This is a genomic window from Pedobacter sp. T50_32 (assembly GCF_057652195.1).
The window spans coordinates 343,199-369,271 of record NZ_JBYFBY010000001.1 but is presented as its reverse complement, the minus strand read 5'-3'; the positions used below and the strand labels follow the sequence as shown (position 1 = coordinate 369,271).

The window sequence follows — 26,073 nt, the reverse complement described above, 5'->3', positions numbered from 1 at the left end:
AGTGAGGTATGAAAAGAACGTTACTAATATTGTGGTTGGGTGTTTTTGCCTCGCCTTTATTCGCACAAATTCAAAGTCCAGATGTTTTTTTGGGTTACGAGTTGGGTACGCACTTTTCTCCACATCAAAAGGTGGTCGACTATTTTAAGGATGTAGCCAGCAAGGCGAAAAATGTCAAATTACAATCTTACGGCGCAACTTATGAGGGCAGGGAGTTGCTGTTTGCGGTAGTTTCTGATGCCGCAAATATGGAGCAATTGGAGCAGATTAGGACTAACAACATCGCTATTTCCAATAATAACAAAACCATAAAAACTGCTAAGCAGCCTGCCATTGTGTGGTTAAGCTATAATGTGCATGGTAACGAAGCTAATTCTACCGAAACGGCAATGAAAGTGCTTTATACTTTGGCAGAAGCGAAGGACGAAAAGATAAAGCAATGGCTAAAGAACACTGTAGTAATTATTGATCCTTGCTTAAATCCGGATGGGAGAGAACGTTATGTGAACTTTTATAACAGTGTGGCGGGAGCAGTTCCGAATCCAGACCCTACAAGTAGAGAGCATTACGAGCCTTGGCCAGGAGGCAGAACAAACCATTACTATTTTGATTTAAACCGCGACTGGGCTTGGCAAACTCAGATAGAAAGCGAACAAAGGCTGAAGCAATATCATCAATGGTTGCCTCAAATTCATGTCGATTTTCATGAACAAGGTTACAACGAGCCCTATTATTTCGCACCTGCAGCAGAGCCAATTCATCAAGCGGTTACGCCGTGGCAAAGAGAATTTCAGGTGATCGTGGGTAGAAATAATGCGAAGTACTTTGATGAAAATGGCTGGCAATATTTTACTAAAGAGCGCTTTGATTTATTGTATCCATCTTATGGTGATACTTATCCATTGTATAATGGTGCTATCGGGATGACCTATGAGCAAGCTGGAAGTGGCAGGGCTGGATTGGCCGTGGTGACGGCAAACGGGGATACCTTGACTTTAAAAGATCGTATCTCGCACCACTTTACTACCTCGATGTCTACGATAGAAGTGGCATCGGCCCATGCCGAAAAGTTAGTAGTGGAGTTTAAGAAGTTCTTTGAGCAAAGCTTATCACCTACAACTACCTATAAAAGCTACGTGATTAAAGCACAGAACATATCCAGACTGAGGAAATTAGCGGAACTGCTCACGAAGAATAAAATTGGCTATAACTTTGGTGCTGAAAGGGTAGAACGCACATTAAACGGTTACAATTACGAAACCCAAAAGGTAGAGCAATTTAAGGTGGAACGTAACGATATGGTGATTAGCGTAGCGCAGAAGCACGGTGTGTTGGCGAATATCCTTTTCGAGCCACAAACTTATGTTACCGATTCGAATACTTACGATATCACGGCTTGGGCACTTCCTTATGCCTACGGTTTAAATGCCTACGCATTGAAGGAAAATGTAGTGGGAACGCATTCTTTTATAGAAGAGCCGAAAAGAAATGTAGCTGGTACAACAAAACCTTACGCATGGATATTGTCATGGAATGGGATGGAGGACGCTAAAGTATTGATGGCCTTGCAACAGCAAGAAGTTAAAGTAAGGATGGCGGAACAGGCATTTACCATAGGGGGCATTACTTATAAAGCTGGCACGTTGCTTATCTATAGAGCAGAGAATGAAAAGAGAAGGCCTAATTTCCAAGCTCAACTAGAAAAAATGCTTTCTAACCTGAATGCCGATTTTAAAACATTGAACTCGGGCTATGTAGAAAAAGGGAAGGACTTTGGCTCTTCCGTATACAGATTATTAAGTACACCTAGGGTGGCTGCATTAAGTGGGACAGAGGTTTCATCGCAATCTTTAGGAGAAATTTGGCATTTCTTTGAGCAGGAATTGAAATATCCGATATCGATGATCAATGTTGGTGCTGTAGCCAATTTGGATATCAATAAGGTAAATACCTTGCTAGTGCCCGACGGCTACTATAATGATAAATTGGCCGATCAACTGACGTCGTGGGTAAGTGCAGGCGGTAAATTGATCTTGTTAGAAGATGCCATTGCTGCTTTTGTGGGTAAAAAGCCTTACCAGATCAAACGAAAAGAAGAACCTAAAACTACCGAGGTAAAAAGTGGTCAGCAATATAGCTCAAGAGACCATGATGATTTCAGCAATTCTATTCCCGGTGCCATTTACAAAGTGTACCTAGATCAAACGCATCCTTTAAGTTTTGGTATCGGTAAATATTACTTCACGTTAAAAACGGATGCCAATATCTATGAGCCATTAGAAAGCGGCTATAGTTTAGGTGCACTTAATGCAGACAGCTATATCGCTGGTGTGGCTGGCTCCAAAGTGAAAAGCAAAATCTCGTCGGGTATGCTGTATGGTGCACAAGAAATTGGAAAAGGTCAGGTGTTGTACTTTGCTACCGGCTTAATTTTTAGGAATTTCTGGGAGAACGGCAAACAGGTGTTGTTGAATGGGGTGTTTTTGAATTAAGGTGGATGATTTAAGAAAACAGGTTTATAATTTGAAATCGATATGAATCCCACTTCATTAGTTAAATATAGTCTGATGTTTTGTTCCTCGTTTGATCGATAGCTTTAAACAATTCAGCCTTATGCAATGAATTTAAATGTGATGCTTTTTTCTCTAAATAGATATCTGATAAAGTCTATTTAGAAGTTTTATTTGACATTATCTTAATAGCCTAGTTTAGTTAAATCATCCAAATCAATGATTTATAGAGTAATCCAAAGACGAGATTTCTACCTATTTTGTTAAAAAATGTTAAATAAAATTTGTTGGTACTTTTAAATTCGCCTATATTTAGCTCTTAATTAATTATTAACTAACCTAAATTTTTAAAAATTCATGAAAAAACTTCTACAGAGTTTGTTCATTTTGCTATTTGTTGCCTCGGCGGCATTAGCCCAAAATAGAACAGTTACTGGTACGGTTACTTCTAAAGAAGATGGGCAACCGATACCGGGAGTGAGTGTGAAGGTAAAAGGAACAAATATTGGTGTTTCTACAGGTGCCAATGGTAAGTTTTCTTTGTCCGTTCCGGCAAATGTCAGAACATTAGAAATCAGTTCAATCGGTTTTGCTGCACAGACGGTAACAATCGGTGCTTCAAATGTAGTAAATGTTGCCTTAACCGCTGGCGCAAGTGACCTAAACGAAGTTATCGTAGTTGCTTACGGTACCGCTAAAAAATCTACATTTACAGGATCTGTTTCGACAGTGAAGCCTGAGTTAATCGAGAACAGATCTATTTCAAGTATTACGAAAGCCCTAGATGGTGCTGTGGCAGGTGTTACCTCTACATTAGGAAGTGGACAGCCAGGTTCTAACGCAGGTGTTGTAATCCGTGGTTTTGGTTCAATCAATGCGTCTTCTAACCCACTTTACGTGGTAGATGGCGTTCCTTTCGATGGCGATTTAAACTCGATCAACCCTAATGATGTTGAAAGCTTATCGGTGTTGAAAGATGCATCTGCAGCTTCACTTTACGGTTCAAGAGCTGCTAATGGTGTGGTAATGATCACCACTAAGGCTGGTAAAAACACTCAAGGAAAAGTAAATGTAAACTTTAAAGCAAATGTTGGTGTTGCGTCTCGTGCAATTAAGAGATACGATGTAATGAACACCAAAGAATGGTTAGAGTCTGTTTTCTTAGCTTACAAAAATGATGAGATTTTTGCTAAAGGAGTTCCAGAAAATTTAGCAGGAACTAATGCTTTGAATAGAATGAAAGGTACTGTTGATCCTATCTTTGGTGTTAACGAGCAGTATAATCCTTATAATGTTCCTGTTGCGCAATTAATAGATCCTATCACTGGAATATTAAATCCTAATGCTTCTTTAAGATGGGATGAAGATTGGTTAGGTGAAGTAATGGCAAGCAACCCTTTACGCCAAGAGTATCAATTTGATGCTTCTGGAGGTAATGATAAAATGAAAACCTTAGTTTCATTTAATGCCTTGAAAGAAAACGGTCTTTTGAAAACTACAAGTTTTGATAGGCTTACTGGTCGTGTAAATTCAGATTTAACACCAACAGATTGGTTTAAAGCTTCTTTGTCTGCAAACTTCTCAAAAGGTACTTCAAATCTTTTAAATTCTGGTGGTAGTTCAACGTCGAATGTTTGGTATTCTGCAGAGCAAATGGCTCCTATTTATCCTATCTGGACTAGAGATGCTAGTGGAAATCAAGTACTGGATGCTAACGGAAACAAACTATTTGATTATGGTTTGAATAGAGCTTCTGGAGCACAGCAAAACTTTAACTCAATTGCGGTTTTATATGACGATAAATATTTCGATTTGAGAGATAACGTAGGAACAAGAGCTGGAATAGAGTTTAACACAAGAGATCCTAAATATGGTGTATTTAGTGGGCTTACTTTTGCTGTTAACTTAGGTGCTGATTATATTGGAAGATCTTATACCTATTATTATAATCCATTTTTTGGTAATGCATCTGGTTCAGGACGTTTAAATAAAGAGTGGAACAAGACCTTGTCTTATACTTTTAACCAGTTATTGACTTGGAACCGTAATTTTGACAAACACTCGTTTGATGTATTGCTTGGTCATGAGAGCTATTCATATAGATTCAATTTACTAAGTGCACAAAAAACTGGCTTCCCTTTTGGTGGATTATATGAGTTAGCTCCGGGTTCAACAATTGCAAGTGCAAACTCTTACGAAAACAATGAAACATTAGAGTCTTATTTTTCAAGAGTACAGTATAACTATGCAGGAAAGTATTTCTTAACCGGTAGTTTCCGTACAGATGGATCTTCACGTTTTTATGTTGATAACAGATGGGGTAAATTCTGGTCAGTAGGTGCTTCTTGGTTGGTTTCAGAAGAAAACTTCATGAAAAACATCAGCTGGATCAATAGCTTAACTGCGAAAGCAAGTTATGGTGAGCAAGGAAATAACTCTGTTGGCTTATACGCATGGCAGGCTTTCTACAACCTGACTTGGAACAATGCTACTAATAATGGTGGTGCTGTAGCTTCAGTAGAAAACAAAAACGTATCGTGGGAGAAAAACGAAAATATAAACCTAGGTATTGATGGGCGTATGCTAAATAACAGGTTAACTTTTGCGTTTGACTGGTATACTCGTAAAACCACAGATATGTTGTTGAATAGACCTTTAGCGTTATCAACAGGTTTCGACGGTTTCAATGACAATATTGGTGACATGAAAAACTCAGGTTTTGATTTAACATTGGGATACGACGTTCTAAAAACCAAAGATCTTACTTGGAATGTGACTGCAATTGCTTCAAAAATAAACAACAAAGTTTTAAAGCTTACTGGTACTCAAACAGAGATCATCGCAGGTACTACTATCGTGAGAGTAGGAGAAGAAGTTAATTCATTCTATATGGCTAGAAGCGCAGGTGTAGATCCAGCTACTGGTACTCAGTTGTATTGGGTTTATGACAACAAGGCTGACGAGACAGATTTGAGCAAACATTATATTTCTAGCGATAGAAATAAAGCCGCTGCAAGCCGTGTGATGCTAGGAAGTCGCATCCCGAAATTTTCTGGTTCTTTGGCGACAAGCTTAAAATATAAAGGATTTGATTTTGCAGCATTGACTACCTATTCAGTTGGTGGAAAAATTTATGATGTTGTAGGTTACAGCTATTTGAATCCACTTTACATCGGTAATAATATGACTAGAGATGCATTAAGATCTTGGAAAAACCCAGGAGATATAACAGATGTACCTAGATTGCAAAAAGAGGTTACCCATACTATTACTGACAGAGCTCTAGTTGATGCGTCGTATTTCTCAATTAGAAATATTTCATTAGGTTATACTTTTGATGTGAAATCAATTAAATTAAACTCAGTTAGAGTATTCGTACAAGGTGATAACATTGCGGTTTTCTCAGCAAGACAAGGTTTGAACCCTCAATTGAACTTTACAGGTACAACTGATTATGTGTACTCTCCTAACAGAATTATTTCTGCAGGATTAAGTCTTAAATTTTAATTAAAAAAAGCAAATGAAAAAATTATTATATGTATCGGCACTTTCTCTTGCTTTAGGCCTAGCCTCTTGTAAGAAGGATTTTTTGGAAACAAGCCCTACGGATAGGGTTGCGGGTCCAACCTTGTTTGAAACAACTCAAGGCGCACAGGTAGCTATGGATGGTATCTACAGAATGTTATACACCTCTGGATGGACAACTGGTAATACTGCGCAAAACTTTGGTATTCTGTCTACGAAACTATATACTTCACTAATGGGTGAGGATATGGTTCAAGATGCTCAAGGTAACGGTTGGTTTTATTTCGACTATAGATATGACGTTCGTAGTCGTTTTACCGCTACAACTTGGCGTTCTTATGCTACTTGGAATTTTTACTATACTTTGGTAAGTAATGCAAACTATGTATTGGCAGAAGAGGCAACTTTAAAAGGTGACAAGGCAACTGTAGACAACATTATGGCTCAAGCTTATGCTATTAGAGCATATGCCTATTTTCAATTGATACAGTCATTCCAACAAACTTATATTGGAAATCAAACAGCTAAAGGTGTGCCTTTGTATACTGAGCCTACAACTTCAGCAACTGAAGGTAAAGGAAGAGGAACGGTTGAACAAGTTTACACGCAAATTAACAATGACTTAACTAAATCTATTTCTCTGTTTTCTGCAAATAAAAACCTTCAAAAGCACAAATCACACATGGACTATTATATTGCAAATGCTATCCAAGCAAATGTAGCTCTAGTTCAAAATAAGTGGGCTGATGCTGCTAAATTTGCAACAGAGGCATTAACAAAACCTGGATTAGCTATTGGTAGTGGTACTGATTTAACTTCTGGATTTAACAACAGAAACTTGAAAAATGTGATGTGGGGTGCAGAGGTAATTGCAGATCAGTCTGGTATCTATGCGTCGTTCTTCTCGCACATGGATGCTGCAGCAGATCGTTACGCTAGAGCATCAAGAAAATGCGCTTACAAATGGCTTTACGATTTAGTGCCAACTACAGATGCTAGAAGAGCATGGTGGAATGGCGCTACTGATGGAGGTACAAATACAACTAAGCCTTACAACCAAGTTAAGTTTAGATATTCTAACATCGCGACAGATTTAGGTGATTATATTTTCATGAGAGCTGAAGAGATGGTATTAGTTAAAGCAGAGGCGTTAGCAAATGATAATAGATTGCCAGAAGCTAGAACTGCATTGGAATCATTAATGGTTTTAAGAAACCCAACAGGATACCAAGCAACGTTGAATGCAATGACAGTATCTAATCAGCATACAATGGGCTCTATCGGTACACCTACAACTTTGATGGATCAAATTATACTTCAAAGACGTATAGAGTTATGGGGCGAAGCAGAGCGTATTTTTGATATCCAACGCCTAAAAATGGGCTTCGATAGAAATGCTCCAGGATCAAACCACAGTTTCAAACCTACATTTAACACATTGTTAGTTGGAAATAAAGAGTTTATCCTTACCATTCCTCAAAAAGAGTTTGATGGTAACCCTAACATGAACGCTACAACAGATCAAAATCCACTTTAATATTTAAAAAGATAGTCATGAAAAAAAATATAATAAAATGTCTTTTAGGTATTTCGGCTATTGTTGTGCTGAATTCTTGTGACAAGACAGAAGGAGCGTTGTATTCTGGCGAGCCTAATAAAGTTAGCTTTTATGGTCCAACTACAAGCATTGCTATGACTGGTGGAACCATTAGTGTACCTGTTGGTAGGACTTCTTCGTCTGGAGAGTTATCTGTGCCGCTTACATTGACAGCTACAGGTGCCAATTACAGTACTGTTTTTTCTTTGGAAGGACCAGTTAAGTTTGCCGCAGGAGAATCAAAAGCTTATGCAAAGGTAAAATATGGTAATTTTTCAACAATTGACCCAAGTTCACTATCTGTAAGTGCTGCTGGATCTGATGTAAATGTTGGTCTTGCTTTTCCTTTTTCATTAAATATTGCTACTGCAGATGCTTCTGTTAGCAATGTGAAAAAGGTTGATGTTTCAGCCTCTAGTGCTTTAGTATTTGAAGATAAAGGTACTGTTAGGCTTGATTCTCGCGATGGATGGTCAGGAACGGACATGACTACCAAAATACAAAAAGCAAATGGCGCTAATGTTTATAAGATGGTTACACCATTTGGTGCTGTAAGCTTTGCATTTATGGTTAAGTCTGATGGTAAAACTATTGTATTCCCTAACCAGGTGATTGCTATGCATGCTACTTACGGAGCTGTATCAGCTACAAACGTGACTGGAACTGTTACAAATAACGTTGCAACAATAAACGTTGGAGCTTATACAGTTTCTGCTGGTTCGTTCGGAGCGGGTAAAGAAGTTCTTTATTTGCCGTAACATTAAATACAGTTTGTAAAATGCTTAATAGTGGCATTTAATGTCAATAGTTAGGCTTAATAATAGAAGGGTTGTCCGAGAATTCGTGACAACCCTTCTTTTTTTTGTATATAAATTATAAAGAAGGACAATTCTTATATGATGTGAAGACGGAATAAATGTTTTTTATAGGAATTTTTGGTAGACTATTTTTTTTTTCTAATTTGTCAACAATATTCCAACTAACTATTTCATGATTAGGAGAAAATCCGCCCCAAGTTATATTTCGCAAATTATTCTATGTATTTGTGTTTTTTCATGTCTAAACCTTTTAGGCCAGTCTAAATATAATGCTGTTGAGGATGATTTGATTAGTTCCTTTAATAGCAAGTTAAAGCCTCAAATAAGGTTATATAATGGCGTGTCATACACAGGCTATTTTGGTAAACTAGAAGGAAATGCTTATTTAGACGATAATGCAACCTTTGTTAATGGAAGTGTGACATATGATGGCTTCGAGTTCAAGAATGTTCCGATTCTGGTAGATCTAGTTGCTGAAAAGTTGGTTTCGCTTTCTAGTGATGGGTACAACTGGTATAGTCTGTTAAACGATAGACTATCAGGATTTATAATTAATGACAGAAGATTTTTGTCTATTCCTTCTGATACTTCAGAAAATGCAACAATTAGAAAGGGAGGTTTTTTCGAAATATCTTATGAAGGAAAAATGCAGGTATTGGTTAAGAGGACTAAGTCAATAAAAGAAATGGTGGAACAATATGGCGTAACAAAAATCTTTTATCAAAAGAATGAATATTTTATTAGTAAAGAGAAGCAACTTTATAAAATTAATCGGGAAGCTGATATTTTGCGACTATTTGCCGATAGAAAATCAGAGCTGAAGAAATACGTAAGATCGCAAAACCTAAAATTTAGGGACGATCCTAACGGGACTTTGGTTGCTCTTGTTTCATATTATGAGGAAAATTTTAAATAAGTATGAAACTAACTCACGTCTATTTTTTGCTTCTAGCATTTCTTTCACTGCAAAACTTGGCCCAGGCGCAAGATCGTGTTGATAAACGCCATAGCGTTAGTTATACAAATCAAGCTTTGGAAGAAATTATAGAGGATTTAGAGCGCAAATCTGCACTCAAATTTTATTATATCGAAAAAGACATTTCTAATACGAGATTGTCGTTAACATTAGAAAATGTTACAATTAGCACTATTCTGTCTGAACTAACGAAGGGGACCAAAATTCATTTTTTAATTAGAGGCGGCAATGTTTTTCTTACAAAAGATGTCAAATTTGATACTGAAGGCATTTCATTTTCTAATGATGATGTAACAGCTTCCCAAGCTCAAATTGATCAAAGACAGAGCTCTGTAGATGCGAGTGTTTTTAATAAGCTTTACGAAATTGGAACTAAGTCTAATGTACAAAAGGGAGGAACTGCGACTATTGCTGGCTACTTAAGAAATGAAATTACTAAAGAACCCATACCAAGCGGAAGAATTTCTACTATTGATAAAAAGAGTGTTGCTGTGTCAGATGGTGAAGGTTTTTTTTCTATCACGTTGCCTCTTGGGCATAATCAGCTAATAGTTTCTGCTCATGAGTATCGTACAGCTAAGAGACAGCTGATGCTTTATGGAGATGGTAAGTTAAATATCGAAATTAAAGAAGATATCGAATTACTTAACGAAGTTAGAATTTTGTCGCAAAGAGCGTCTACGCTTAAAAATTTAGAAATGGGCGTAAATAAGCTAAGTATTGCTAGTATTAAACAAGTTCCAGCTGTATTTGGAGAACCAGACGTGTTACGGGTGGTGTTAACACTACCAGGGGTTCAATCTGTTGGCGAAGCGAGTACTGGGTTTAATGTTAGAGGAGGATCTGCAGATCAAAATTTGATATTGTTGGATAATTCCACCATATATAATCCTTCACATTTTTTTGGTTTCTTTTCTGCTTTCAATCCAGATATCGTTAAAGATGTGCAACTTTATAAAAGTACTATCCCTGAGCGTTTTGGCGGACGTTTGTCGTCAGTTTTGGAGGTTCAGAATAGGCAAGGAGATAAATCTAAACTGAAAGGTTCTGCTGGAATTGGTATGATCACAAGTCGTTTCAATATTGAAGCACCGATAGATAGTGGTAAAACTTCATTTATTTTAGGAGGTAGGGCAACTTACTCTAATTGGCTTATGGATTTATTGCCAGAAGATTATAAAAATAGCAGAGCCTCATTTTATGATTTTAATCTAGGTGTTAGTCATCAAATTAATAAAACAAATGAAATTAATTTGACAGCTTATCATAGCAAAGATAACTTTAGGCTAAATTCGGACACTAGTTATAATTACAGTAATAGAAATGCTTCCTTAGAATGGAAGAAAATATATAGCCAAAAGCTTAACGGTGTTTTTAAAACTGCAGTAGATAGCTATAAGTATAATGTTAGAAGTGATCAAAACCCAGTTAATGCTTACGCATTAGACTTCAAAATAGATCAGATTAACTTGAAAGCCGATTTTAAGTATGATTTCCATGCGAAACATCTTTTTAACTTCGGAATTTCATCAACGCATTATAACCTCACTCCGGGAGAGTTTAAGCCAATTGGTAATGCTTCTTTGGTTAACCCAGATATTGTACAGAAAGAAAAGGCACTAGAAACAGCTATATATTTTGGCGATGAATTCAAGGTTAATGATAAATTATCGGTTAATTTAGGCTTGAGATATTCGATGTTCAATGTACTGGGCTCTAGAGAGGTAGCTGTATATGCCGATAATCTTCCTAAATCGGATGTCAATATTCTAGATGTTAAAACTTATGGTAATAATGAAATCATTAATACCTATCATGCCCCAGAAATCCGTTTGGCAGGAAGGTATATCATCACCAATGATCTTTCTGTAAAAGCATCATATAACACTCTCAGACAATATATACACTTGCTTTCTAATACAACAGCTATATCTCCTACAGATGTTTGGAAGTTAAGCGATCCAAACATTCGTCCTCAGAAGGGATCACAGGTAGCTTTGGGTCTATACAAAAATTTTGCGTCTCAAACTATAGAAACCTCAGTAGAAGGATATTATAAGCGACTGGTAGATTATTTGGATTATAAAAGTGGAGCAAATTTAGTGCTAAACCACAATATAGAACAAGATGTGATCAACACAAGAGGGAAGGCTTACGGAGTGGAGCTATTTATTAAAAAGAACACGGGTAAATTGAATGGCTGGGTAAGTTATGCATATTCTAGAATTTTGCTAAAAATGGATGATGTTAATGTTGGCCCTCTAGTGAATGAAGGAAATTATTACCCTGCAAATTATGATAAACCACATTCGTTTAATTTTACCGGGAATTATAAGTTTAAGCACAGGTATCACTTCTCTTTAAATTTCACATATAGTACAGGCCGACCTATTACATTACCTATTTCTAAATATTATTATGCCGGTAGCGAAAGGGTTTATTACTCGGATCGTAATGCCTATAGAATCCCAGACTACTTACGAATGGATGCTTCATTCAATATTGAGGGAAATCATAAGGTGAAGCAGTTGACGCATAATTCATGGACAATTGGAGTATATAACTTAACCGGCAGAAGAAATGTTTTTTCTACATTTTTTACTCAAGAAGGTGGGGCTATAAATGGGTATAACTTGTCAATTTTTGCTACTGCAATACCGTTTATCAATTATAACATAAGATTTTAAAATGAGGGTTTTAAAACAATATTTTTTCATACTGGTACTACTTTTATCTTTAGGATGTAAAGAACAATTCACTCCACAATTGAGAGAAACAAATGGTAAACTGTTGGTTGTTGAAGGGATGATTAACGCCGGTGGAGAAAAAACATATATCAGATTAAGTCGCACTGTTCCTATTTCGGAAACAGGGAATAGGACACCAGAAATTGGTGCGAAGATTAGTATAGAAAGCAATACAAGTCAGTCTTACCCATTATTAGATAAGGGAAAGGGCGAGTATGAGTCTGAAGCGCTCACACTAGACCCAAGTAAAAAATATAGATTAAAGATCATTACTAAAAATGTGGAATATACCACTGATTTTTTGGATGTCAAGCTATCACCACCTATAGACGATCTGTTTTGGGAGGCAAAAAAAAATGGTCTACAGGTTTATTTGAATACTCATGATGATAGTGATAAATCTAAATATTATAGATGGGAATTTGATGATACTTGGATATTTCACGCCAAATACTATTCTGCTTTAATATGGACAGGAAACGCGATGAGACGTAGAGATGTAGATACGGAAAATGTTTACAAATGTTGGGGGAATGGTATTTCTAGTTCTGTTATAGTAGGTTCTACAGCTAAATTAAATGAAGATGTAGTTTATAAACAACCAATAGCGCTGATTCCGTCTAGTTCGGAGAAGCTTTCTGAAAAGTATAGCATCTTAGTTAGGCAATATGTGCTTACTAAAGAAGCATTTGATTTTTGGGAAAATTTAAGAAAAAATACAGAAAGTTTAGGGTCTATATTTGATGCTCAACCTTCTCAATTAACTGGGAATATTAGAAATGTAAAAGATCCAAACGAACCCGTGCTTGGTTTTATTAGTGTAGGTAGTATTACCAGTAGAAGAATATTCATTGCAAAAAATGAGTTGCCGGATTGGAAATTTTCTGAGCCATTTGAGTGTGGCGTGCCAGATACAATTAAGCTTTCTCAAAATTATATTTTCAATGATCCTAATTATGTTGCCTTGGAAGAAATATACAATGATGGAGGGGCGCTAATTGGACATACAGGTACACAAAAAAGATGCGGCGACTGTACATTCCGTGGTACCACTACGCGTCCAGCATTCTGGCAATAATCAGTATACTTAATTTATGAAAAAAATAGTTTTTAAAAAAATTGTCTTTGCTGTTTTAATGCTTACTTGTTTTAGTGCATCTAGTCAAGTCCCTGAAACAATATTGAGTAGTTTTCATAGCCAACAAAGATATTTTGCTGAGAAGATATTTGTTCATACAGATAAGTCCACCTATTTTTCCAATGAGACCTTGTGGTTTAAAGTTTACAATATAAGTAATCTGAAAAATGGACTTTCGAATATGAGTAAAGTAGTTTATATAGAGCTGCTAAACGAAAAGAATAGTCCTCAAATACAAACTATGATTGCGCTAAATGAGGGGACGGGTGATGGAAGTTTACATTTGTCGAAACTCATAGAAACAGGAAAATATAAGCTTCGTGCGTATACTAACTTGATGAAGAATGCGGGAGCAGAAACATTCTTTGAAAAGGATATTTATATCATTAATCCATTAAAGATCACTCAGTCAGCGGCTGTTCAGAAGAAAGGTTATGACATCAGTTTTTTTGCGGAGGGTGGTGAAATGGTTGATGGTATATTGGGGAATGTTGCTTTTAAAGCGATAGACAAAGATGGTGTAGGTACGGATTTTAAAGGCGTAATTGTTGACGATAAAAATGATACGGTTGCGGTTATCAAAAGTTTAAAATTTGGCATCGGAAAGTTCGCTTTTGCACCAAGCTTGGGTAGAAAATATAAGGCTGTTTGCATTATGCCTGATAAAGAAATTTTGATAAAACAATTGCCTGATGCTTCTCCTAAAGGTTATGGGTTAAGGTTAACCAAGAATGAAGATGAGATTGTAATTTCAGTGAACTCGAATATGCATACAAATGACGTATACATTGTTATACATAATGGGAAGTCTATTGCTTACGCTAAAGCCAGTAAATTAACTAATGGAACGGCTGAAATTTCTATCAAAAGATCAACACTTTCTAACGGCGTATATTACTTAACAGCATTTAACTCTGAAGGAAACCCTGTTGCGGAAAGAATGTTTTTTAATGGATTTAAAGATAAGTTGAGTTTTAAAGCAGAGTTAGCTAAAACAGAATATTTAAATAGAGAGAGGGTAGAGTTAAAATTATCAGCTTTAGATGAACAGTTTAGAGCTAAATTGAGCAATGCTTCATTTTCTGTTTATAAAGTAGATTCGATTCAAACTACTGATGATATTGATATTGTTAGTGAACTTTATTTAAAATCCGAGGTAAGAGGGCACATCGATCATCCCTCGTATTATTTTTCTTCTGATACAAAGGAAGCTTTAGAAGCATTAGATAATTTGCTTTTAACACAAGGATGGCGAAAATTTGACTTAAAGAAGCGAGCACAGCCTGTCTTGAGGTTTCTTCCGGAGTATAATGGACATTTGATTTCTGGAAAAGTTTTATCGGACAATAAAATACCAGTAAGAAATTTAGGCTTATATTTTAGCTCGCCTAAGAAACAAGGTTCATTCTATATTGCAAAAACAGATTCTTTGGGCGGTTTCTTGTTTAACACTGATAAATTGTATGGTAAAAATGAACTTATTATCCAAGCTGATTATACAAAAGATAGTACATCTAATATCTTAATTTCTAGCCCGTATTTCGAAGAATATACTTCAGTTAGCAAAAAAATGACTAAGGCAAATCTGACATCAAGTAAAGAAACGTTAGAAAGCTATTATTTTTCATCGCAGGTACAAGAAATTTACTCTAGAAGTTTATTTGATAGTTATTCTATACCTCCTCGTGCCAATAAGTTTTATAACAATGCACATAAATCATACAGTTTGCAAGATTTTACTAAGTTTAATACACTAGAGGATGTTTTTAGAGAATATATAAAGGAAATCCATGTTTTTAAACGAAGAGGAACAATAGCATTACGTGCCGTTGGGGGACAGGAAATTTTCGAAAATGATCCGCTTATATTATATGACGGAATTCCATACTTTAATCTTAGTAAAATGATGACTGTGCACCCAGAGGCTATTGAAAAGATCGAAATTTTTAAAGACAGATATTTCTATAACGGAGAGACATTTGCGGGCATTGTGCAGTTTTTCAGTAAAAAGGCAACAATATCCGACTACGAACTTAATCCGAAGGCAATAGTGATCGACTATGATGGAATGCAGTTACAAAGGGAGTTTTATTCACCGAAATACAGTTCTGTAGAAAATTTGAAAAGGCGCTTGCCAGATTATAGAACAACCTTGCATTGGGAACCAAATATTTTGTTTAATGGGAAAGATGAATCCCGAATTAGCTTCTACACATCAGACATTTCTGGAAAGTATATTGGGGTTATACAAGGCGTTGGTGTTGATGGTACACCTGGGTTTCAGACTTTTAAAATAGAAGTGAAATAGGTTTAACTGCTCAAATGTGCATGGTTCCCAAAGCCAATGCGGTTTGCGAATTGTTTATAAAAGTTTTGTTACAAAGCATAATGTTTATATCTTAGACAATTATTAACTAACCTAATTATCGAAAACGTATGAAGAAACTTCTACAAAGTTTGTTCATTTTGCTTTTTGTAGCCTTTACAGCTACGGCGCAAAATAGGACAGTCACTGGTACAGTTACATCTAGAGCCGACGGATTGGCGCTTCCTGGTGTAAGTATAAAGGTGAAAGGGGCTACCACAGGTGTAGCTACCGGTCAAGATGGTAAATTTACCATCGTTATTAATCGTTCAGCAACAGCATTAGAAATTAGTGCTATTGGTTTTACTAGCCAAACTGTGAACGTGCCTACAAATAATGTCTTGAATGTGTCTTTAGATGTAGATACTAAGGTGCTTAGTGAGGTTGTTGTTGTCGCTTATGGCACACAAAAGAAGGAGTCGATTACTGGTTCCGTTGCTAAGATCGGTGCTGAAGATCTAGAAAATAGACCAATATCGAATGCGACACAGGCTCTTGCTGGGGCTGCGCCAGGTATCTCTACTAGTTCTGGAAACGGTCAGCCTGGATCAGACGCAGGTATAAGAATTAGAGGTTTTGGATCTGTAAATGCGAGTAATGCACCACTTTATGTTGTGGATGGTTTCCCTTATGAAGGTTATTTAGGAGATATCAATACAAATGATATCGAAAGTATCTCTATCTTGAAAGATGCATCTTCGACTGCATTATATGGTGCAAGAGCTGCAAATGGTGTAATTGTTATTACAACTAAAAAAGGAGCTACTTTAGATCCGAAATTTAACATTAATGTTTCAAAAGGTGTAAGTAGTAGGGCTATTCCAGAATATGATAGAGTGGGTATAAATGAATATTATCCTTTATTTTGGACGGCATTAAAGAATAATAGAATTTATGGTAACGGTGATACGGAAGCTGCAGCAATTACGTATGCCAATAATACAGTAGGTACTCAATTAATCTACAATCCATTTAACGTACCGGCAAACCAGCTTGTAACGAATGACGGCAAATTAAATCCTAACGCAAGTCTGCTTTATAACGATTTCAATTGGTTTGGTGAAATGCAAAACAATGGTGCTAGAAACGAAGCTTCGATAGATTATTCAGCAAAACAGGGTAAATCGGATTATTATGTATCGATGGGATATGTTAAAGATAACGGATTTGTAATTGGTTCAGACTTTGAACGTATCAATGGTAGGGTTTCAATTAACTCTAAACCAAAATCTTGGTTAACAACGGGTATTAATTTAGCGGCTACTTTGGTAGATAATAATTTGGCAAATGCTACTTCTGATAATACAGGTTCAATTGTCAATCCTTTCGTATTTGCTAGGGGGATTGGTCCAATTTATCCAGTTAGAGCATATACTGCAGCTGGAGAGCCTGTTCTTGACGACAAAGGAGTTCACGTATATGATTATGGTATGCACACTGGAGCAACAGGACGTCCTGGAGGTGCTTATCCAGGCAGACACGTCATATACGAAACCTTATTAAATACCAACAGAAGTTCTAGAAATAGTATTACAGGTAGAACTTATGCGGAAATTTCATTTCTAAGAGATTTTAAGTTCACAACGACTTTAGCTCTGGATTTAGCAACAAATAGGACCACATCTTCTCAAAATAAAACAGTTGGTGATGGGGTTACTAACAGCGGTACCTCAAGTCGTGCAGCTAATGAGTATAGAAACGTATCTTTTAATCAGTTGTTAAGGTATGAGCGTGAATTTGGTTTACATAGTGTAAAGACTTTAGTCGGTCACGAAATACAGAAAGTTGATAATACTTTTTTATCAGGGAGCAAAAGGCTATTAAATCTTGACGGAAATATTGAATTGGTAAACTACGTTACCTTAGCCGGTTTGACAGGATCTATTACAAATCTTCGAAGGGATGCATATTTGTCTAGAGTTGAATATGGATTTGACAATAGAATATTTGTAGATGCGGCTTATCGTAGAGATGCATCTGCGAGATTTAGCTCTAAATCGAGATGGGGTAACTTTTTCTCTGCAGGTGCTGCTTGGAATTTAACAAGAGAGAGTTTTCTTAAAGATGTTTCATGGGTGAGCAATTTGAAATTAAGAGCCGCTTATGGAACAGTAGGTAATGATGCTTTGGATAGTTATTATGAATTTCAATCTTTATATGGCTTAAACTTTAATAATGCGACCGAACCGGGTGCTCTAGCGACAAAGTTGCCAAATGTAGATTTAACTTGGGAAGTAAATAAAACTTTTACTGCTGGATTAGATTTTGCTATATTTAATAATAGAATTGATGGCTCAGTTGAATGGTTTAAGAGAGGTTCGTCTCAGTTGTTATTTGATGTACCACAAGGTTTATCTTCATCAGTAACTACACGTAATGAAAATATAGGCGCAATGTCTAACAGAGGCTTCGAGTTTCTATTAAATGCAAAAATCATTAGAAGTAAGAATTTTGCATGGGATATTCAATTAAACAACACTTTTATCAAAAATAAAATTACATCATTACCTAGCGGTAATCCTATTACGTCAGGTACTAAGCGTTTGGAAGAGGGAAGGGATATATATGCGTTTTATTTAAGGCAATGGTACGGTGCAGACCCTGCTAACGGCCAAGCATTATGGTTAAGGGACCCCGCTATTTCAGCTACTGCTGCAGGTTCTCAAACTATCAATGATGTAGCGGTAACTAACAATCCCAACAATGCGTTATTCGACTATTCTGGATCAGCAATCCCTGATTATTTTGGGTCTATGAACAATACATTTACCTATAAAGGTATTTCATTTTCGTTCTTATTAAATTATCAGTTAGGCGGCAAGTTCTATGATTCTGTTTATGCAGGTTTGTTTGGACTTTCTTATGGTACAGCAGTACATAAGGATGCATTAAACTCTTGGACTACGCCTGGAGAAACAAATAATACACCACGCTTAGATATAGCTAATTATGGCACCTACAATACACAGTCGTCACGTTTCTTGATCGATGCTTCATATTTGACCTTAAGAAATGTAAGCTTAACATACTCAATCCCGCAAAAGTTAGTGAGCAAAACAGGTTTACAAAGGATAAGAGTTTTTGCCATGGGTGAAAATATTCATATGTTTTCGAAACGTAAGGGGCTAAATCCAATGGAAAGTTTCAACGGAACGAATAGCAACATCTATGTTCCAAACAGGTACATTACTGCAGGTTTGAATGTTACACTTTAATTTAACGAGATGAAAAAGATTAGTTTAAAATTAATACTACTATTTGCAGTACTATCTTTTAGTAATTGCAAAAAAGAGTTTCTAGATACAAAACCAACCTCTAGTGTGGATGATACAAGTATTTTTGAAACCACAACTAATGCGAAAAATGTAATTAATGGTATTTATCGATATATGTATACCAGATACAGTACGCAGAACCAACCTGGCCACGGCGGAATGATGCTGCAATTGGATTTCATGGGTGAGGATATTGGATTAGCGGTACAATCTTGGTATACGAATGCTGCTAACGGGGCGGCTAACTATATAGAGATGCGTAATGATGCCGATATCTGGGTAGAATTTCCTTTTAGGTTATATTATCGAGTGATCGGAAATGCCAACGCTATCATGGATAATATCGATGCAGCACAGGGACCAGATGCTGATAAAGCGATGCTAAAAGCGGAAGCACTAACAGTAAGGGCTTGGGCTTATCACAATCTAGTGCGACTTTTTGCTAAAAGGTACGATAAAGCATCTAAACCTAATACACAATTAGGGGTTTCTATGCCACTTAGTGCAAAAGAAGTGAAGTTGCCAAGATCAAAGGTAGAAGACGTATATGCGCAAATTAATAAAGACCTTGATGCTGCAATTGGATTTTATGCAGTCGCTACTGCTCCTGCAAATAAATCACACTTGAACATTGACGCCGCAAGAGCTATTAAAGCAAGTGTTGCGCTTACTATGCAAGAATACGAAGTTGCGGCGACTTACGCACAACAAGTGATTACGAACAATAAGTTTACTTTAATGACCGAAGCTCAATATCAAACGGGCTTCAACAATATCTCTAATCCAGAGTGGATCTGGGGAGCATTTTTACAAGCTGATCAAGGTGATACTTTCGCTAATTTCCATGGTCAGATTTCTTTAGATGGAAATACAACCTTCATTCGTGACAGGCCTAAAAGAATTAACTCAGCATTATATGATTTGATTCCTGCTACAGACGTAAGAAAGAAAATGTGGGAACCAGCTCCAACAGCTGCAAATTTTCCTCTACCAGCTACTACGTTTAGACGCGAGCCGTACATGAGCAGAAAGTTTAAAATTAAAGAAGCTAATACTACTTTAGGAGATGTTCCTTACATCCGTTTGGCAGAAGTGTATTTGACTTTAGCCGAAGCTTTAGCAAATATTCCGGGAAGAGAAGCGGAAGCTAGACAAAAATTATACGATTTAAACAGAACTAGGAATGCGAGCTATGCTTTATCAACAAATAGTGGCGCAGCGTTAATAGAAGAGATTTTGGTTTATAGAAGGGTTGAACTTTGGGGCGAAGGCCATAGATTTTATGATTTAAAACGTTTAAACAGAGGTTTAGACAGAAGAACTGCTCCTAACTTTGTAGCAGCGTCTGTAGGTGATGTAATGGTTGTTCCTGCTGGAGATCCAAGATGGCAATGGGTTATTCCTCGTGCAGAGATTCAAGCGAATACCAACTCAAAACAAGACGATTAAGAAATTTAATCATTCTTAAAAGGGAGGCAATTTGCCTCCCTTTTTTGTATTATAAAATAGAACCTCTACTTCTTATCTACACTATACTTACCCGGTCCAATAAAAATTAAGCTAAAAAACACAATGCCAACTTCAATGGCATGAGAGGCCCCCATAATGCCCTCGCCTTTGCCAAAGTGCACAAGGGCAGCTATCATCATTGTAAAAGCCAATAGCATATTTACTGGACGAAAGAATAAACCCAGCACCAAAAGAAAACCGCCCATACCTTCAGAAAGGGCTGCCATTAAGCCCCAAAAAGTAGGCAGGAAGTCAATGCCGATTACTTTCATGCTGCCGCCTAATGCTGCCCATTTATCCGGACCACCCATAATTTTTGGCAAGCCGTGAACCATCATCATGGCACCAAGGCCAACTCTTAAAATTAAAAGACCTGTATTGCGATATTTGCCTAATGTGTCGAAGATTGCCATGAGCTTAAATGTATTTGAAAGTTACGTTGTTATTTGTGATGGATAAAGATACCGTTTTGCCTAAAACCATTGCTCTGTTATCGGCAATGTGGCCAGAAGGGAAAAGGAAAGCAACTGGGTAATTGTACTCCTTCACCAAATCCCAAATTACTTCTTCTGGTGTTTGACCAAAATAAATGCTTTCTTCGCCAATCTCGTTAAATGCACCAACCACTAAACCTTTCAGCTTGGCTAATTTGCCTTTGCGTTTCAACACTCTCATCATTCTATCTATCGAATATTCGTGCTCGCCAACATCCTCAATAAACAAAATCTTGTCATCGAAATTCATTTCAGAAACCGAACCTTCTACAGCCAATAACAACGTTAGATTTCCACCCACTAAAACGCCTTCTACGTTTCCATCTCTGCAAGGTAAATCACTTTGATAAATGTAAGAGTCATTCTCTCCAAATAACGCTTTTTTAAGGCTCTCTAAAGCCTCGGGAGTACTGTCTTCGAACGTATATGGCATTTGCCCGTGAATGCTCTGTGTTTCGAACTGTGCAAACACATGGGAAAGCAAAATAGTGATATCACTAAAGCCAATTAACCATTTAGGGTTTTCATTAAAGGCAGTGAAATCCAACTCATCAATAATTCTAATGGTACCATAACCACCACGCCCAGCAATGATGGCTTTAATAGATGGGTCGTCCAGAAACTGTTGGATATCCTTAGCTCTTAGCTCATCGGTACCCGAAAATTGATGGTGCTCTGCCGTAACGGTTTCGCCTAAAACTACTTCTAGTCCCCAGCTTTGTAAAATCTCAATTCCTTTGTCTATAGGTTTGGGAAGTTTCTTTGCCGGACAAACAATAGCAATTTTATCTCCCTTTTTTAAATATGGTGGCTGTTTAATCATGTTAAAAACGCTTATCTTTGCCAAAATAAATAAATTGTTTTGGATAATAATAAATTTAAAAGATATACCGTAACGGCAGCTTTGCCTTACACCAATGGTCCGGTGCATATTGGTCACTTAGCAGGGGTTTATTTGCCTGCAGACACCTATGTGCGCTATCTCCGCTCAAACAAAAGAGATGTAAAGTTTATTTGCGGCTCTGACGAAAACGGAGTGCCTATTACGCTAAAAGCGAAAAGAGAAGGCATTACACCACAAGAAGTGGTAGATAAATACCATAAAATCATTGGCGATTCTTTTAAGGAGTTCGGGATTTCTTTTGATATCTACCACCGTACTTCGTCCTTAACACACCACCAAACTGCCGAAGATTTCTTTGAGAAATTGTACAACGACGGTGTTTTCACCGAAGAAGTTACCGAGCAATACTATGACGAGAAAGCACAGTCTTTCTTGGCAGATAGATACATCACCGGTACTTGCCCTAAATGCGGCAACGAAAATGCTTATGGCGACCAATGTGAAAGCTGTGGAAGCACCTTAAATGCTACAGACTTAATCAACCCAAAATCGACTTTGTCTGGCGAACCGCCTGTAATGAGAGAAACCAAGAACTGGTTTTTGCCATTGGATAAGTACGAGGATAAATTAAGAACCTACATTGAAAGCCACAAAGAATGGCGACCAAATGTATACGGACAATGCCAGAGCTGGTTAAATGCAGGTTTGCAGCCAAGGGCAATGACTAGAGATTTAGACTGGGGTGTAAAAGTGCCAGTAAAAGGTGCGGATGGCAAGGTGCTTTACGTTTGGTTCGATGCACCAATAGGCTACATTTCTGCAACCAAAGAACTTGCTAATTATGCGAAATTGGATGTGTGGAACCCGAAGGCAGAGGAATATTACATCGACCAAAATAGTGTAGACAAATTTGATTACGAGGAATACTGGAAAAGTGAAGATGCGAAATTGGTACACTTTATCGGTAAGGATAATATCGTTTTTCACTGTATCATTTTTCCTGCCATGTTAATGGCGCATGGCGAATTTACACTGGCGGATAATGTACCTGCTAACGAGTTCTTGAACTTGGAAGGTCAAAAAATATCGACCTCTAAAAACTGGGCAGTTTGGTTGAACGAGTATTTGCTAGAGTTCCCTGAGAAACAAGATATTTTACGTTACGTGTTAACGGCAACAGCTCCAGAAACAAAGGATAACGACTTTACTTGGAAAGATTTTCAAGCAAGAAATAACAATGAGCTGGTTGCTATTTTCGGTAACTTCATTAACCGTGTAACTGTACTTACCCATAAATATTTTGACGGTAAAGTGCCAACTTGCATGGAACTAACCGACATCGATAACGCGGTGATTGAAGAGTTAAAAGCTTATCCTGCTAAGATTAGCGCATCTATTGAGAATTATCGCTTTAGAGAAGCTCTTTCTGAGGTGATGAACGTGGCTAGGTTGGGTAATAAATACTTGGCAGATACAGAGCCTTGGAAATTGATTAAAACCGACGAAGATAGAGTTAGAACAATCCTGAACATCGCTTTGCAAATTGCTGCTAACCTAGAAATTCTGATTGAGCCATTTTTACCGTTCACTGCAGATAAATTGCAGAAGATGTTAAACTACGGCGGTCACATTTGGGAAGACGCTGGTTCGGTAAGTTTATTGAAACGCGGTCACCAAATTAACGAGCCGATTTTGCTGTTCGCTAAGATTGAAGATGAAGAAGTGCAAGCGCAAATTGACAAGTTAAACAACAGTAAAGCACAAAACGAAGCGGCAAATGCAACTGTTGCTCCGGCGAAAGAAAACATCACTTTCGAAGATTTTGGTGCAATGGATATTCGTGTAGCAACCATTGTTGCTGCCGAAAAAGTAGAGAAGACCAAAAAGCTGTTGAAGCTGACTTTAGATACTGGTTTAGACCAACGTACGGTGGTTTCGGGCATTGCAGAACATTACAAGCCAGAAGAAATTATTGGCCAGCAGGTAAGTTTGTTGGCTAACTTGGCACCAAGAGAAATCAAAGGAATTGTTTCGCAAGGCATGATTTTAATGGCTGAGGATGCGCAAGGGAAATTGAGTTTTGTAAGTCCAACAGCGGCTAGTACAAATGGTGGTGTTGTGAGGTAAGTTGATTGCATATGATATCGAAACAGTCCGTTGTTAACTACAACGGACTGTTTTTGTTTTAGCGCTTTCCCAATTCCCCTCTTTTAGAGGGGTGCCCGAAGGGTGGGGTGTTTCTATCAAAGTTGCATACCTCAGAAAAAATATATCCAAAGTAAAATTCATTTGTAATGTTCAACAATGTAATTTTCTAGCCCAGTCAATACAAAAACCATTTGCTTCAATATATCATCAACGGTAACACGATAAATTTTTAGTCCTAAAGAATTAAGATACTTCTCTCGCTGTTCATCATATTCACCACTAAAATCATGACTTTTTCCGTCTATTTCGATTACTAAGCCCAACTGTCTGATGTAGAAATCAACGATATAATTTCCTATTACTCGTTGTCTATCGAAGTCTAAACCGTGAAACTGCTTCTTGTTAACCTGCATCCAAAATAATACTTCGGGAAGGTTTTCTGCATAACGTAAGGCTTTCGCCCTCTCTTTTAATAGGGGATTATATGGAAGGTTTTGTTTAGGCGATGATTTGATCAAGTCGCCATTGATACTGATATCCATAACGTAGGTTTGCTTAAAGTTAATGATTTGCCTGCAAAAACACCCCGCCCTTTGGGCACCCCTCTAGAAGAGGGGAATTTTAGGCTAAAGTCTAGAAGTAAAGTATTATACGAATGATGTTTGTTTGCAGCTTCCCTATTCCCCTCTTTTAGAGGGGTGGTCGTAGACCAGGGATTATTTATAAAAGCTTTCAAGGCCACCCGTTATTAGATTACAACGAGCAGAGAGGGCATTTATTAACAAGAGTATTACGCCCACCCTTCGCTACTTAATCTCAAAACCCTTATATTGCCACGATATGGAATTAAACAATTACTTGCGAGATTTCAGTCGTGCCAGTTTAAACTTCTTTAAAAGCCTAGGCTTATCAGACAACGCAGCGGCAGTAATTAATGCGCTAACGTTGCTGGCACTTGCCCTCGTAATTACCTACATTATTTATTACATTGTTAGGCGTTTGTTGCGCTTAATCGTTATTCAAACCATTCGCAAGGCGGATATTCCCTTCTTCAAGTTTTTGTTGGAGAACAAAGCCCCACACTACCTTTCGTTAATAGCACCGCTGATGGTGCTTTACCTAACCATTCCAATTGCATTTCATGATTATCCGCAAATTAACAAACTGCTGCTAGGCCTGTGCGATATCTATTTAGTGCTCGTAGTAGTTTGGGTACTCATGGCTATTATTAAAGCCGGTGCCGACCTCCTCAAAGAGAAGCCAGGTTTCAAAGGCAAACCGATGGACAGTTACCTGCAAGTCATCCGGATTTTGTTGTACCTGTTTGGTACGGTAGTGCTGTTTTCTAACCTCACGGGAAAATCGCCAGTAGCATTTTTTACAGCCATGGGGGCGATATCTGCTGTGCTCTTATTAATGTTTAAGGATACCATTATGGGTTTTGTAGCCAGTATCCAAGTAACCACCAACGATATTGTGCGCATTGGCGATTGGATTACCATGCCCAAATACGGTGCCGATGGCGATATCCTCGAAATTAATCTCACTACAGTAAAGGTGCAGAACTTCGATAAAACTATCACTACCATTCCTACCTATTCACTCATTTCCGACTCTTTCCAAAACTGGCGTGGAATGCGCCAATCTGGTGGACGGAGGATAAAAAGGGCGATCAACATTAAGCAGTCGAGTATTCGTTTCTTAAAAGCAGAGGAATTGGCTCAATTTGAGCAAATCCAATTGGTGAGTTCATACATCCAGCACCGCCAAAAAGATATAGAAAGACATAACACCCGTACCAACGCAGATAAAAGCTTGCTGATTAACGGTAGAAACCTCACCAACGCAGGTTTGTTTCGTAAATACATCGATAACTATGTAGCTAGCCACTCGGGCACCAATAAAAAGATGAACATTATGGTGAGGCAATTGGCACCTACACAACATGGTTTACCGATAGAAGTCTATGTATTTGCCAACACCATTATTTGGGCAGAGTACGAACATATTATGGCCGATATTTTTGACCATATTATTGCAGCTGCACCTTATTTTGGTCTGCAGATTTACGAAGCCGAAGGTTCGGGCGATTTAAAACATATCGAAATTAATTCAACAGAGTAGGAG

Annotated in this window: 15 protein-coding genes; 12 read left to right on the top strand and 3 right to left on the bottom strand. The window is 37.5% G+C overall.

The genetic code is table 11. The features are described 5' to 3' along the window. Nucleotides 1-8 precede the first annotated feature (8 nt). From AC23ME_RS01585 to AC23ME_RS01540, 10 genes are all read left to right on the top strand, one after another. Complete coding sequence (locus tag AC23ME_RS01585; protein ID WP_487725993.1) at nt 9-2,492, top strand: M14 family metallopeptidase; 2,484 nt, start codon at nt 9-11, stop codon at nt 2,490-2,492. A gap of 375 nt (nt 2,493-2,867) precedes the next feature. After that, nucleotides 2,868-6,017 (top strand): SusC/RagA family TonB-linked outer membrane protein, encoded by a 3,150-nt coding sequence (locus AC23ME_RS01580; protein WP_487725992.1) that lies wholly within the window; start codon nt 2,868-2,870, stop codon nt 6,015-6,017. Nucleotides 6,018-6,030: 13 nt separating this feature from the next. Next, on the top strand, nt 6,031-7,572 hold the full coding sequence (locus AC23ME_RS01575) for a RagB/SusD family nutrient uptake outer membrane protein (protein WP_487725991.1): 1,542 nt from the start codon (nt 6,031-6,033) through the stop codon (nt 7,570-7,572). Nucleotides 7,573-7,589: 17 nt separating this feature from the next. Next, nucleotides 7,590-8,390 carry a hypothetical protein gene (locus tag AC23ME_RS01570; RefSeq protein ID WP_487725990.1) on the top strand — a complete coding sequence of 267 codons (801 nt, stop codon included), beginning with the start codon at nt 7,590-7,592 and terminating at the stop codon, nt 8,388-8,390. Nucleotides 8,391-8,622: 232 nt separating this feature from the next. After that, nucleotides 8,623-9,366 carry a hypothetical protein gene (locus tag AC23ME_RS01565; RefSeq protein WP_487725989.1) on the top strand — a complete coding sequence of 248 codons (744 nt, stop codon included), beginning with the start codon at nt 8,623-8,625 and terminating at the stop codon, nt 9,364-9,366. Nucleotides 9,367-9,368: 2 nt separating this feature from the next. After that, a complete protein-coding gene (locus AC23ME_RS01560; RefSeq protein WP_487725988.1) occupies nt 9,369-12,113 on the top strand; it encodes a TonB-dependent receptor domain-containing protein in 2,745 nt (914 codons plus the stop codon). Between the two features lies 1 nt (nt 12,114). Next, on the top strand, nt 12,115-13,251 hold the full coding sequence (locus tag AC23ME_RS01555; RefSeq protein ID WP_487725987.1) for a DUF4249 domain-containing protein: 1,137 nt from the start codon (nt 12,115-12,117) through the stop codon (nt 13,249-13,251). Between the two features lie 16 nt (nt 13,252-13,267). After that, nucleotides 13,268-15,619, top strand: coding sequence for a hypothetical protein (locus tag AC23ME_RS01550; RefSeq protein ID WP_487725986.1), 2,352 nt, complete (start codon nt 13,268-13,270; stop codon nt 15,617-15,619). 128 nt (nt 15,620-15,747) lie between these two features. Continuing rightward, nucleotides 15,748-18,891: a SusC/RagA family TonB-linked outer membrane protein gene (locus tag AC23ME_RS01545; RefSeq protein ID WP_487725985.1), complete on the top strand. Its 3,144-nt coding sequence runs from the start codon at nt 15,748-15,750 to the stop codon at nt 18,889-18,891. 9 nt (nt 18,892-18,900) lie between these two features. Beyond that, complete coding sequence (locus AC23ME_RS01540) at nt 18,901-20,400, top strand: RagB/SusD family nutrient uptake outer membrane protein (RefSeq protein WP_487725984.1); 1,500 nt, start codon at nt 18,901-18,903, stop codon at nt 20,398-20,400. A 65-nt stretch (nt 20,401-20,465) separates the two neighbouring features. Here AC23ME_RS01540 and AC23ME_RS01535 read toward each other — a convergent pair whose 3' ends face one another. Together AC23ME_RS01535 and AC23ME_RS01530 are read right to left on the bottom strand one after the other, a co-directional pair. Continuing rightward, nucleotides 20,466-20,873 (bottom strand): DoxX family protein, encoded by a 408-nt coding sequence (locus AC23ME_RS01535; protein ID WP_487725983.1) that lies wholly within the window; start codon nt 20,871-20,873, stop codon nt 20,466-20,468. Between the two features lie 4 nt (nt 20,874-20,877). Further along, nucleotides 20,878-21,777, bottom strand: a complete 900-nt coding sequence (locus tag AC23ME_RS01530) for a S66 peptidase family protein (RefSeq protein WP_487725982.1) — start codon at nt 21,775-21,777, stop codon at nt 20,878-20,880. A gap of 39 nt (nt 21,778-21,816) precedes the next feature. Between AC23ME_RS01530 and metG the strand changes: the two genes are divergently transcribed. Next, the gene (gene metG, locus AC23ME_RS01525) at nt 21,817-23,925 is read left to right on the top strand and encodes a methionine--tRNA ligase (protein WP_487725981.1); all 2,109 of its coding nucleotides are present in this window, start codon (nt 21,817-21,819) and stop codon (nt 23,923-23,925) included. A gap of 158 nt (nt 23,926-24,083) precedes the next feature. Here the strand turns inward: metG and AC23ME_RS01520 are convergent, their stop codons facing one another. Beyond that, nucleotides 24,084-24,488 (bottom strand): endonuclease domain-containing protein, encoded by a 405-nt coding sequence (locus tag AC23ME_RS01520; RefSeq protein ID WP_487725980.1) that lies wholly within the window; start codon nt 24,486-24,488, stop codon nt 24,084-24,086. Between the two features lie 298 nt (nt 24,489-24,786). Here AC23ME_RS01520 and AC23ME_RS01515 point away from each other — a divergent pair, with 298 nt between their 5' ends. Further along, the gene (locus tag AC23ME_RS01515; RefSeq protein ID WP_487725979.1) at nt 24,787-26,070 is read left to right on the top strand and encodes a mechanosensitive ion channel family protein; all 1,284 of its coding nucleotides are present in this window, start codon (nt 24,787-24,789) and stop codon (nt 26,068-26,070) included. The last annotated feature ends 3 nt before the right edge of the window (nt 26,071-26,073 follow it).

Bases quoted from the DNA above. Each gene is read 5' to 3' on its own strand.
- AC23ME_RS01570 (WP_487725990.1), top strand. From the start codon at position 7,590: ATGAAAAAAAATATAATAAAATGTCTTTTAGGTATTTCGGCTATTGTT.
- AC23ME_RS01520 (WP_487725980.1), bottom strand. From the start codon at position 24,488: ATGGATATCAGTATCAATGGCGACTTGATCAAATCATCGCCTAAACAA.
- AC23ME_RS01555 (WP_487725987.1), top strand. From the start codon at position 12,115: ATGAGGGTTTTAAAACAATATTTTTTCATACTGGTACTACTTTTATCT.
- AC23ME_RS01585 (WP_487725993.1), top strand. From the start codon at position 9: ATGAAAAGAACGTTACTAATATTGTGGTTGGGTGTTTTTGCCTCGCCT.
- AC23ME_RS01535 (WP_487725983.1), bottom strand. From the start codon at position 20,873: ATGGCAATCTTCGACACATTAGGCAAATATCGCAATACAGGTCTTTTA.
- AC23ME_RS01515 (WP_487725979.1), top strand. From the start codon at position 24,787: ATGGAATTAAACAATTACTTGCGAGATTTCAGTCGTGCCAGTTTAAAC.
- AC23ME_RS01530 (WP_487725982.1), bottom strand. From the start codon at position 21,777: ATGATTAAACAGCCACCATATTTAAAAAAGGGAGATAAAATTGCTATT.
- AC23ME_RS01545 (WP_487725985.1), top strand. From the start codon at position 15,748: ATGAAGAAACTTCTACAAAGTTTGTTCATTTTGCTTTTTGTAGCCTTT.
- AC23ME_RS01575 (WP_487725991.1), top strand. From the start codon at position 6,031: ATGAAAAAATTATTATATGTATCGGCACTTTCTCTTGCTTTAGGCCTA.
- AC23ME_RS01580 (WP_487725992.1), top strand. From the start codon at position 2,868: ATGAAAAAACTTCTACAGAGTTTGTTCATTTTGCTATTTGTTGCCTCG.
- AC23ME_RS01550 (WP_487725986.1), top strand. From the start codon at position 13,268: ATGAAAAAAATAGTTTTTAAAAAAATTGTCTTTGCTGTTTTAATGCTT.
- AC23ME_RS01540 (WP_487725984.1), top strand. From the start codon at position 18,901: ATGAAAAAGATTAGTTTAAAATTAATACTACTATTTGCAGTACTATCT.
- AC23ME_RS01565 (WP_487725989.1), top strand. From the start codon at position 8,623: ATGATTAGGAGAAAATCCGCCCCAAGTTATATTTCGCAAATTATTCTA.
- AC23ME_RS01560 (WP_487725988.1), top strand. From the start codon at position 9,369: ATGAAACTAACTCACGTCTATTTTTTGCTTCTAGCATTTCTTTCACTG.